General features: G+C 68.6%; 7 protein-coding genes. 4 read left to right on the forward strand and 3 right to left on the reverse strand.

Annotated features, from left to right (window positions below):
* Positions 1-26 precede the first annotated feature (26 nt).
* Together GTY96_RS33945 and GTY96_RS33950 are read left to right on the forward strand one after the other, a co-directional pair.
* Positions 27-2234, forward strand: coding sequence for a S9 family peptidase (locus tag GTY96_RS33945; RefSeq protein ID WP_161666886.1), 2208 nt, complete (start codon positions 27-29; stop codon positions 2232-2234).
* A 279-nt stretch (positions 2235-2513) separates the two neighbouring features.
* Complete coding sequence (locus GTY96_RS33950) at positions 2514-4727, forward strand: S9 family peptidase (RefSeq protein WP_143905183.1); 2214 nt, start codon at positions 2514-2516, stop codon at positions 4725-4727.
* A 104-nt stretch (positions 4728-4831) separates the two neighbouring features.
* Here the strand turns inward: GTY96_RS33950 and GTY96_RS33955 are convergent, their stop codons facing one another.
* From GTY96_RS33955 to GTY96_RS33965, 3 genes are all read right to left on the reverse strand, one after another.
* Positions 4832-5035, reverse strand: a complete 204-nt coding sequence (locus tag GTY96_RS33955) for a cold-shock protein (protein WP_014397260.1) — start codon at positions 5033-5035, stop codon at positions 4832-4834.
* Between the two features lie 165 nt (positions 5036-5200).
* Positions 5201-6421, reverse strand: coding sequence for a 2-oxoglutarate dehydrogenase complex dihydrolipoyllysine-residue succinyltransferase (odhB, locus tag GTY96_RS33960; RefSeq protein WP_161666887.1), 1221 nt, complete (start codon positions 6419-6421; stop codon positions 5201-5203).
* Entirely contained in the window at positions 6411-9311 is a 2901-nt protein-coding gene (locus GTY96_RS33965; RefSeq protein WP_143905181.1) for a 2-oxoglutarate dehydrogenase E1 component, read from the reverse strand. Before GTY96_RS33965 ends, odhB begins: the two co-directional genes overlap by 11 nt.
* Positions 9312-9620: 309 nt before the next feature.
* Between GTY96_RS33965 and fabI the strand changes: the two genes are divergently transcribed.
* Together fabI and GTY96_RS33975 are read left to right on the forward strand one after the other, a co-directional pair.
* Positions 9621-10451, forward strand: a complete 831-nt coding sequence (fabI, locus tag GTY96_RS33970; RefSeq protein WP_161666888.1) for an enoyl-ACP reductase FabI — start codon at positions 9621-9623, stop codon at positions 10449-10451.
* 159 nt (positions 10452-10610) lie between these two features.
* Positions 10611-10988 carry a response regulator gene (locus tag GTY96_RS33975; protein ID WP_143905179.1) on the forward strand — a complete coding sequence of 126 codons (378 nt, stop codon included), beginning with the start codon at positions 10611-10613 and terminating at the stop codon, positions 10986-10988.

Raw genomic sequence — 10988 nt, forward strand, 5'->3', positions numbered from 1 at the left:
CCCGCCTCGCGGGGGTTCGACCACAAATGCGCTTCATTCTCACCGCCGCGTTCTTCCTCCTGGGGGTCCCCGCGCTTGCCCAGGAGGGTACATCCCAGGCCCTGGCTCAGACCGGGAACACCTTCCTGCGCCAATACGCCGAAACCGGGCGCTTCATGAACGGCCGCCCGGTGGGCGCGCGCGTCACCCCGGACGAGCAGTCCGTCCTCTTCCTGCGCACCTCCCCCACGTCCAACGTGCGAATGCTCTACGCGTTCGACGTGGCCAGCGGACAGACGCGGGAGCTGCTCACGCCGGAGGCCCTGCTCAAGGGCGGTGAGGAGAAGCTCTCCCCCGAGGAGCTGGCCCATCGCGAGCGCATGCGCGTGAGCGCTCGGGGCTTCACGTCCTACAGCCTGTCCGAGGATGGCACCCGCCTGCTGGTGCCGCTGTCAGGCCGGCTCTACGTGGTGGACCGAGCCACGGGGAAGTCGAAGGAGGTGAAGACGGGGCCGGGAGTCATCGACCCTCGGCTGTCACCGGACGGCAAGCAGGTGGCGTACGTGCGCGAGCACGACGTGTACCGGGTGGACCTGGCCGCCAACCAGGAGAAGCGCGTCACGCAGGGCGGCACTGCGCGGAAGACGCACGGCCTGGCGGAGTTCGTCGCGCAGGAGGAGATGGGCCGCTTCTCCGGCTACTGGTGGAGCCCGGACGCGAAGTCCATCGCCTATGCGGAGTCGGACACGGGTGACGTGGAGAAGCTCACCATCGTGGACGTGATGCACCCGGAGAAGGGCGCGGAGTCCTTCCCCTATCCTCGCGCGGGTCATGCCAACGCGAAGGTGCGGCTGGGCATCACGCCCGTCACGGGCGGCAAGACGGTGTGGGCGCAGTGGGACGCGCGGAAGTATCCGTATCTGGCCACGGTGAAGTGGGACAAGGGCGGGCCGCTGACGGCGCTGGTGCAGAACCGCCTCCAGACGGAGGAGCAGCTGCTCGCGGTGGATCCGGCCACGGGCAAGACGCGCGTGCTCCTCACGGAGACGGACGCGGCGTGGATCAACCTGCATCAGGCCTTCCCGCTGTGGCTGGAGGATGGCTCCGGCTTCCTCTGGTACACCGAGCGCAACGGGGCCTCGGAGGTGGAGCTGCGCAAGGCCAACGGAGCGCTGGAGCGCTCCGTGGTGAAGCCGGGCGCGGGCTTCCGCAACCCCGTGGGCTTCGTGCAGGCGGACCAGACGCTGTTCTTCGCCGGCGACCCGAACCCCACGGAGAGCCACCTGTGGCGCGTGAAGGCGGGAGGCGCGCCGGAGCGGGTCGCCACGGGGGCCTCCGGTCCGGTCCTGGAGAGTGGCGTCGTCTCCAAGACCGGCGGCCTCATCGTGTTGAACACGCAGGGCCCCAAGAGCATGCCGCGCACGGTGGTGCTGAAGGGTGACGGCACGAAGCTGGGCGAGCTCCCGGAGGTGGCGCAGGAGCCGCCCTTCACGCCGAACCTCGAGGTGCGTCAGGTGGGCGCGAGGAGGTTCTGGACGTCGCTGGTGAAGCCGCGCGACTTCAAGCCCGGCACGAAGCTGCCCGTCATCGTGAGCATCTACGGAGGTCCCATCATCACGATGGTGCATCAGTCCATGGCCACGACCCTGCTGGACCAGTGGATGGCGGATCAGGGCTTTCTCGTGGTCAGGGTGGACGGGCGCGGGACGCCGCTGCGCACCTCCGAATGGAACCGCGCGGTGAAGCACGACTTCGCCACCGTCACGTTGGATGATCAGATTGAAGCGGTGCAGGCGCTGGCGAAGGAGGTGCCGGAGCTGGACCTGCAGCGCGTGGGCATCACCGGCTGGAGCTTCGGCGGTTACATGTCCGCGCTGGCCGTGATGAAGCGCCCGGACTTCTTCAAGGCCGCGGTCGCTGGGGCGCTGGTGGTGGACTGGCGTGACTACGACACGCACGCCACCGAGCGTTACCTGGGCCTGCCGGAAGAGAGCCCCCAGGCCTACGTGGTCAGCGACCTGCTGACGTACGCGAAGAAGGAAGGCCCCATCGGCGCGCTGCTGCTGATGCACGGCACCGCGGACGACAACGTCTACTTCTTCCACGCCTTGAAGCTGTCGGACGCGCTCTTCCGCGCGGGCAAGCCGCACCAACTGCTGCCCCTGGCGGGCCTCACGCACATGGTGGCGGATCCCCTCGTCACGGAGCGTCAGTACGCGCGCGTGATCGAGCACTTCCAGCAGAACCTGAAGTAGCAGGCGCTGTGACGCCATGCCCGCCGTTGCCGCCTGGGGCCAGACCCTGGCGGCAGCGCGCCTCGGGGCGTGGACCGGGGCCGGGGGGCCGGGGCTTTCGTGAGCTTCGGGCCTCGGCGCACCGTCCAGACAGCGTGGGTGCCGCGGAGCGTCGTCCGCTTCCGAGTGGGAATCCTCCGTGGCGTCCGACGTTGGGAGGGCCGCGCGGCGGCTGGAGTGTAGGCTTGCCCGCACCTTCCCGCGAAAGGAGCCCCGCCCCGCGCGGGGATTCAGCTACTCATGCGTCAGGTCCTTACCGCCGCGCTCCTCCTAGTGAGCGCACCCGTCCTTGCCCAGGAGCGCAAACCCTCCGCCATGGCCCCTTCGCAAAAGCAGCCGGACACCTTCCTGCGTCAGTACGCCGAGACGCGCCGCTTCATGAGCGGCCGCCCCGTCGGGCTGCGCATCACCCCGGATGAGCAGTCCGTCCTCTTCCTGCGCACGTCCCCCACGTCCAACGTGCAGATGCTCTACGCGTTCGACGTGGCCAGCGGACAGGCGCGGGAGCTGCTCACCCCGGAGGCCCTGCTCAAGGGCAACGAAGAGACGCTCTCCTCCGAGGAGAAGGCCCGCCGCGAGCGCATGCGCGTGAGCGCTCGGGGCTTCACGTCCTACAACCTGTCCGAGGATGGCACCCGCCTGCTGGTGCCGCTGTCGGGCCGGCTCTACGTGGTGGACCGAGCCACGGGGAAGTCCACGGAGGTGAAGACGGGCCCTGGCGTCATCGACCCCCGGCTGTCACCGGACGGCAAGCAGGTGGCGTACGTGCGCGAGCACGACGTGTACCGGGTGGACCTGGCCGCCAACCAGGAGAAGCGCGTCACGCAGGGCGGCACGGCGCAGAAGACGCACGGGCTGGCGGAGTTCGTCGCGCAGGAGGAGATGAGCCGCTTCTCCGGCTACTGGTGGAGCCCGGACGCGAAGTCCATCGCCTACACGGAGTCCGACACGGGCGACGTGGAGAAGCTCACCATCGTGGACGTGATGCACCCGGAGAAGGGCGGCGAGATCTTCCCGTACCCGCGCCCCGGCAAGCCGAACGCGAAGGTGCGGCTGGGCATCACGCCCGTCACGGGTGGCAAGACGGTGTGGGCGCAGTGGGACGCGCGGAAGTACCCGTACCTGGCCACGGTGAAGTGGGACAAGGGCGGGCCACTGACGGCGCTGGTGCAGAACCGCCTCCAGACGGAGGAGCAGCTGCTCGCGGTGGATCCGGCCACGGGCAAGACGCGCGTGCTCCTCACGGAGAAGGACGCGGCCTGGGTGGAGCTGAACCAGGACTTCCCCCTCTGGCTGGAGGATGGCTCTGGCTTCCTCTGGTACACCGAGCGCAACGGGGGGCCGGAGGTGGAGCTGCGCAAGGCCAACGGAGAGCTGGAGCGCTCCGTGGTGAAGCCGGACGCGGGCTTCCGCAACCTCGCGCGCTTCGTGCAGGCGGACCAGACGCTGTTCTTCACCGGCGACCCGAACCCCACGGAGAGCCACATGTGGCGCGTGAGGGCCGGCGGCGCTCCGGAGAAGGTGGCCACGGGGAGCGGTCCGGGCCTGGAGACGGGGCTCGTCTCCAAGCACGGCGGGCTCGTTGTGTTGAACACGCAGGGCCCCAAGAGCATGCCGCGCACGGTGGTGCTGAAGGGTGACGGCACGAAGCTGGGCGAGCTCCCGGAGGTGGCGCAGGAGCCGCCCTTCACGCCGAACTTCGAGGTGCGTCAGGTGGGCGCGAAGAAGTTCTGGACGTCGCTGGTGAAGCCGCGCGACTTCAAGCCCGGCACGAAGCTGCCGGTCATCGTGGAGGTCTACGCGGGCCCCACCACCACGGTGGTGCACCAGTCCATGGCGGCGCACCTGCTCAGCCAGTGGATGGCGGACCACGGCTTCCTGGTGGTCAAGGTGGACGGGCGCGGCACGCCGCTGCGCACCGCGGACTGGAACCGCGTGGTGAAGCACGACTTCGCCACCATCACCCTGGATGATCAGATTGAAGCGGTGCAGGCGCTGGCGAAGGAGGTGCCGGAGCTGGACCTGCAGCGCGTGGGCATCACCGGCTGGAGCTTCGGCGGTTACATGGCCGCGCTGGCCGCGCTGAAGCGCCCGGACTTCTTCAAGGCCGCGGTGTCGGGCGCCCCGGTGGTGGACTGGCGCGACTACGACACGCACTACACCGAGCGCTACCTGGGCCTGCCGGAAGAGACCCCCCAGGCCTACGAGGTCAGCAGCCTGCTGACGTACGCGAAGAAGGACAGCCCCATTGGCGCGCTGCTGCTGATGCACGGCACCGCGGATGACAACGTTTACTTCTTCCACACGCTGAAGCTGTCGGACGCGCTCTTCCGCGCCGGGAAGCCGCACCAGCTGCTGCCCTTGTCGGGCCTCACGCACATGGTCCCGGATCCGCTCGTCACGGAGCGCCAGTACGAGCGGGTCATCGCCCACTTCGAGCAGAACCTGAAGTAGCGCGGACGCGACGCCTGGAAAGGCAGAGGCCCGGATCCCCCACCGCGGGGTCCGGGCCTCCTTACTTCAACCAGTCCGTGAGGAATGGCTGAGGACGCGTCACTTCACGCCGCGCGGACGTTCTGCGCCTGCAGACCCTTCGGGCCCTTGGTGACTTCGAACTCCACCTTCTGGCCTTCGGCCAGCGTGCGGAACCCATCCATGTTGATGGCGGTGTGGTGGCAGAACACGTCCTCGCCGCCGCCGTCCTGGGTGATGAAGCCGAAGCCCTTCGCGTCGTTGAACCACTTCACGGTACCAGTTGCCATTGCGCTTCCTTGCGTTTGCAGGGCAGCCGTGGGGAAGGCCACCCGTTCTGCCCGACGACCGGGGAGACAGGGCTATTTGTAGTGAAAGGGCCGACTGGAAGTCCAGCCGGCCCTCCGGGAATGCCAGTCTTCGAACCCCCGCACCACCATGTGCGAGGGGGTAAGTCAAATGTCGAGAAGCAGACGCTCGGGGTCCTCGATGCACTCCTTCACGCGCACGAGGAACTGCACCGCCTCGCGGCCGTCCACCAGGCGGTGGTCGTAGGTGAGGGCGATGAACATGATGGGCCGGATGACCACCTGGCCGTCGCGGGCCACGGGGCGCTCCACGATGTTGTGCATGCCCAGGATGCCCGTCTGCGGCGGGTTCAGGATGGGCGTGGACAGCATGGAGCCGAAGATGCCGCCGTTGGTGATGGTGAAGGTGCCGCCCTGCAGCTCCGCCAGGGTGAGCTTGTCGTTGCGGGCGCGGCCGCCGTAGTCACCGACCGTCTTCTCCAGCTCCGCGAGCGACAGCTTGTCCGCGTCGCGCACCACCGGCACCACGAGGCCGCGGCTGCCGCTCACGGCCACGCCGATGTCGTAGTAGTGCTTGAAGATGACGTCCTCGCCGTCGATCTCCGCGTTGATCTGCGGGAACGCCTTGAGGGCCTCCACCGACGCGCGGATGAAGAAGCTCATGAACCCGAGCTTCACGCCGTGCTTCGCCTGGAACTTGTCGTTGTACTTCTTGCGCAGCGCCATCACCTCGCCCATGTCCACCTCGTTGAAGGTGGTGAGCAGGGCGGCGTTGGACTGCGCCTGGAGGAGGCGCTCGGCGACGCGCTTGCGCAGCGGCGTCATGCGCACGCGCTCCTCGCGCGCGGCGTTGGGGCGCGGGCCGGACGGCGCGGCCGGGGCGGGAGGCGCGGACGGAGCGGCGGGCGTGGCCGGGCGGTTCATCTGACCCAGCACGTCCTCCTTCACGATGCGGCCACCGGTGCCGGAGCCCTTCAGCTGGCCCACGTCCACCCGGTTCTCCTCCGCCATCTTCTTGGCGGTGGGGGTGATGCGCGCGTCGGTGGCGGCCGGAGCGGACGACACCGGGGCCGCGGCCTGGGCGGGCGCGGGCGTGGCGGCGGCCGCCGCCGGGGAGGCAGCGGCGCCGGCCCCGGCCTCGATGGTGCCCAAGACGTCGCCCACGCGGACCTTGTCGCCCTCCTTGAAGGCAATGGACGCGACGCTGCCTGCGGCGGGAGCCGGCACGTCGATGGTGACCTTGTCGGTCTCCAGCACGACGAGCGGCTCGTCCGCGGCGACCGTGTCACCCTGCTTCTTGTTCCACTTGCCGACGACGGCTTCGGTGATGGATTCGCCGAGCGGCGGGACTTTCAGTTCAACGGCCATTCTGGGGTCCTCGGAGGATGGCTTCTTCGATGATGAGCTGCTGCTCGTAGTCGTGCGTCTTGGTGAAACCGGTGGCGGGGCTGGCGGCTTCGGCTCGGCCGATGTAGCCCAGCTTCACGGGGTGCTGCTGCGACCGGCCGGAGACGAGGTCGTGCAGGCGCGGGAACATGAAGTGCCAGCCTCCCGCGTTGCGCGGCTCCTCCTGCACCCAGTACAGCTCCTGGAGCGCCGGCAGCTTCGCCACCAGGTTCGACAGTTCGTCGTGCGGGAACGGGTAGAGCTGCTCCACCCGCACGATGGCGATGGACTCGTCCTTGCGCTCGTCGCGGGCCTTGGCCAGGTCGTAGTACACCTTGCCGCTGCACAGGAGCAGCCGCTTCACCTTGGCCGGGTCCGCCTTCGCGTCCGGAATCACTTCCTGGAACGTGCCCGTCGCCAGCTCGTCCATGCGGCTGGTGGCCTCCGGACGGCGCAGGAGGCTCTTGGGCGACATGATGACCAGCGGCTTGCGCACCGGGCGCACCACCTGGCGGCGCAGCAGGTGGAAGATCTGCGCGGGCGTGGTGGGGTAGCAGACCTGGAGGTTGTCCTCGGCGCACAGGTCCAGGAAGCGCTCCAGGCGCGCGCTGGAGTGCTCCGGGCCCTGGCCTTCGTAGCCGTGCGGCAGCAGCAGCGTGATGCCGCTCAGCCGCCGCCACTTGCTCTCCGCGGCGGCGATGAACTGGTCGATGATGATCTGCGCGCCGTTGGCGAAGTCACCGAACTGCGCCTCCCACAGGGTGAGGCCGTCCGGCACGTCCAGGCTGTAGCCGTAGTCGAAGCCCAGCACGCCCATCTCCGACAGCGGGCTGTTGTAGACGTTGAACGCGGCCTTCCCGGTGGCGAACTGGCGCAGCGGGACGTACTCCTCGCCCGTCTGCACGTCGTGCAGCACCGCGTGGCGGTGGCTGAAGGTGCCGCGCTCGCTGTCCTGGCCGGACAGGCGGATGCCGTAGCCCTCCGACAGGAGCGTCGCGTACGCCAGCGACTCGCCCTCGCTCCACTGGAGCTCTTCGCTCTCCAGCATGCCCTGGCGCTTCTTGAGGACGGTGCGCTCCACGTCGCGGTGGACCTGGAAGCCCTCCGGCGCGGTGGCGAGCTTCTGGAGCGCGTCGCGCAAGGTGGCCTTGGCCACCGCGGTGGGCACCTGGGGCGCGTTCTTCAGCAGGCCGCCCTTGTAGGGCTTCCACAGGCCCTCCAGCGCGTTGGGCTCCTTGAACTGGCTCTCCTGGCGAGCGCGGGTGAGCGCCGCGTCGAAGTCCTGGAAGCAGCGCTGCTTGAGCGCGTCCGACTCCTCCGTGCTGATGCGGCCGGCCTCCGCGAGCGCCTTCGCGTACAGCGCGCGCACCGGCGGGTGCTTGCGGATGAGCTCGTACATCGACGGCTGGGTGAAGGACGGGTCGTCGCCCTCGTTGTGGCCGTAGCGGCGGTAGCAGATGAGGTCGATGACCACGTCGCTCTTGAACGTCTGGCGGTACTCCGCCGCGAGCCGCGCCACGTGGACGCACGCCTCCGGATCATCTCCGTTCACGTGGAACACGGGGATGTCCAGCATCTGCGCGATGGCGGTGGAGTAGATGCTGGAGCGCGAGTCCGACGGGTCGGTGGTGAAGCCGACCTGGTTGTTGATGACGATGTGGACCGTGCCGCCGGTGGTGTAGCCCTTGAGGCCGGAGAAGTTGAGCGTCTCCGACGTGACGCCCTGGCCGATGAAGGCCGCGTCGCCGTGGATGAGCAGCGGGACGATGCCGGTGCGCTCCGCGTCGCCGCCGCGGTCCTGCTTGGCGCGCACGCGGCCCTCCACCACGGGGCCCACGCACTCCAGGTGGCTGGGGTTGAAGGCCAGCGACAGGTGCACGTTCTTGCCCGAGCGCGTGGTGTGGTCCGACGAGAAGCCCATGTGGTACTTCACGTCGCCGCGGCCCAGGTAGGCCTTGGGGTCCTTGGGGCCGTCGAACTCGCTGAAGATCTGATCCGGCTTCTTGCCCAGGATGTTGGTCAGCACGTTGAGGCGGCCGCGGTGGGCCATGCCGATGACCAGCTCCTTCAGGCCCATGCCGCTGCCGACCTCCAGCAGGGCGTCCAGCATGGGGATGAGGGCCTCGCCGCCATCCAGGCTGAAGCGCTTGGCGCCCACGTACTTCGTGTGCAGGAAGTGCTCGAAGCCCTCCGCGTACGACAGCTTGGTGAGCAGGTGCCGCTGCTCCTCCACGGAGAACGGCGTGCGGTTGTCGCTGTGCTCCATGCGCTGCATGAGCCAGCGGCGACGCTCGCTGTCGAGCATCTGCATGAACTCCACGCCGATGTGGCCGGCGTAGGTGCGGCGGAGCCGCGCGACCAGCTCCGACAGGCGCACGCGCTGCTGCGGGAAGACGTTGTTGCACTCCACCGCCTGCTCCAGCTCCTTGGCGGCGAAGTGGTTGTCATCCATCAGCGCCACGTCCGCGATGTGGCCCAGCGGCGGGCGCGGGCGCTCCAGCGGATCCAGGCTCGCGCGCAGGTGCCCGCGCAGCCGGAAGGCGGTGATGGCCTGGTCCACCTTGGACTGCAGCCCGATGTCCTGCGCGGGGGCGGCCGCGGGCTGCGGCGCGACGGCGGCGGCCGGAGCGGCCTGCACGGCGGCGCCGTTGGCCTTGCCCTTCCCCTTGCCGTCCTTTCCTTCAGGTGCGGCGGCAGTCGGTGCCTCCAACTGCTTCGCGTTGAAGATGGGGCGGCCCGTGCCGTTGTTCCGCTCGAACACCTCGCGCCAGCTGGAATCCACGCTGCCGGGGTCATCGAGGAAGCGCGCGTAGAGCCCCTCGATGAAGTCGATGTTGGCACCAGAGAGAAAGCTGTCCTGGAAATTCGCCATGGCGGGGGTCTTTTACTGGATGGGCGTCGCGTTGGGGGGTTTTCGCCTCAGTTTGTTGAAGCGCGTCATGCCCGGCCGCGTCGCTTAATCCAAGGGAGCAGGTGGAGTCATGTCCCGCGTGAGCCCAACTTCACCGAACGCCGGATTCCCGAAGCTGGAATGAGCTCAAATGAAGCTCTTGCGCGACCGACATGCCGAACGGACGTACATCCAGGGGTGGACGGGACGTGGGTCCAGGGCCCCCCTCGGCCGCCCAGGAGTGGTAAGCACACGCCCCCACTTTACCTCTCTGCTCGAGAAAGTACCGACATGCTCCTCCAGGGCAAGAAGCTGCTCATCACCGGTGTGCTCACCCCGCAGTCGCTGGCGTTTGGTGTCGCGGAGCACGCGATCGCGCAGGGCGCGGAGGTCATCCTCACCGGCTTTGGCCGGGCGAAGTCCCTCACCGAGCGCAGCGCGAAGCGGCTCAAGCCCGGCACGGAGGTGCTGGAGCTGGACGTGACGAACCCGGCGCACTTCCCGGCGCTCACGGAGGCCCTCAAGGCGAAGTGGGGCCGCGTGGACGGCGTGCTGCACGCCATCGCGTACGCGCCGGAGGACGCGCTGGGCGGCAACTTCCTCCACACGCCGTGGGAGAGCGTGCAGACCGCGTTCCGCATCTCCGCGTTCTCCGTGAAGGAGCTGGCCGTGGCGTGCGCCCCGCTGATGACGCAGGGCGGCTCCATCGTCGCGCTGGACTTCGACAACCGTCAGGCGTGGCCCATCTACGATTGGATGGGTGTGTGCAAGGCGGCCATGGAGGCCACGGTGCGCTATCTGGCGCGCGACCTGGGCCCCAAGGGCATCCGCGTCAACGCGCTGGCGGCGGGGCCGCTGGCCACCGTGGCGGCCAAGGGCATCCCGGGCTTCAAGGCGCTGGCCCAGTACTGGGGCAAGCAGGCCCCGCTGGGCTGGAGCGACAAGGACAGCCATGACCACGTGGCCAAGACGGCCTGTGCCCTTCTGTCGGATTGGCTGTCCTCCACCACGGGAGAGATGATTCACGTGGACGGCGGCTACCACGCGGTGGGCGCGCCTCCCGTCGACTCCGTGGAGGCACCCGAAGGGGTCCCCGCGACCCCTGCGCCCAAGGAAGGCTGAAGCCAGACCCCTTGCAGGAAAATCCAGACATTCACCTGCCCGGTCCTCCGGCGGACGGGGCCCCCCGCTTCCGCCGGTTGGAGCGCTCACGGTAGGATCACCCATGCAGCGCAGATCGCATCCGCACATCGCGGAGCCTGTGCGAGGAGCCGTGGCACAGTGAGCACCAACGTCTTGCTGGTGGACGACAGCCCGACCGTCCGCAACATCCTCAAGATCTACCTGATGAACCTCAAGGTCAGCATCGTCGAGGCGGAGGACGCGCAGCGCGCGCTGCAGCTGCTCCGGCTGGTGCCGGTGAGCGTGGTGATCGCCGACATCAACATGCCGGTGATGGATGGCATCACGTTCGTGAAGGAGGTGCGCGCGAGCGCGCAGGAGCAGGTGAAGAAGGTGCCGGTCATCCTGCTGACGGCGGAGAAGGGCGAGGACCTGCGCAGGCGCGGCTCGGAGGCGGGTGCCAACGCCTTCATCCAGAAACCGGTGTCGCACGACGAGCTGACCAAGACGGTGCGTCAGTTCCTGAACGGGGCCTGA

Origin of the sequence: Corallococcus silvisoli (genome assembly GCF_009909145.1) — a bacterium.
GTDB classification, from domain to species: domain Bacteria; phylum Myxococcota; class Myxococcia; order Myxococcales; family Myxococcaceae; genus Corallococcus; species Corallococcus silvisoli.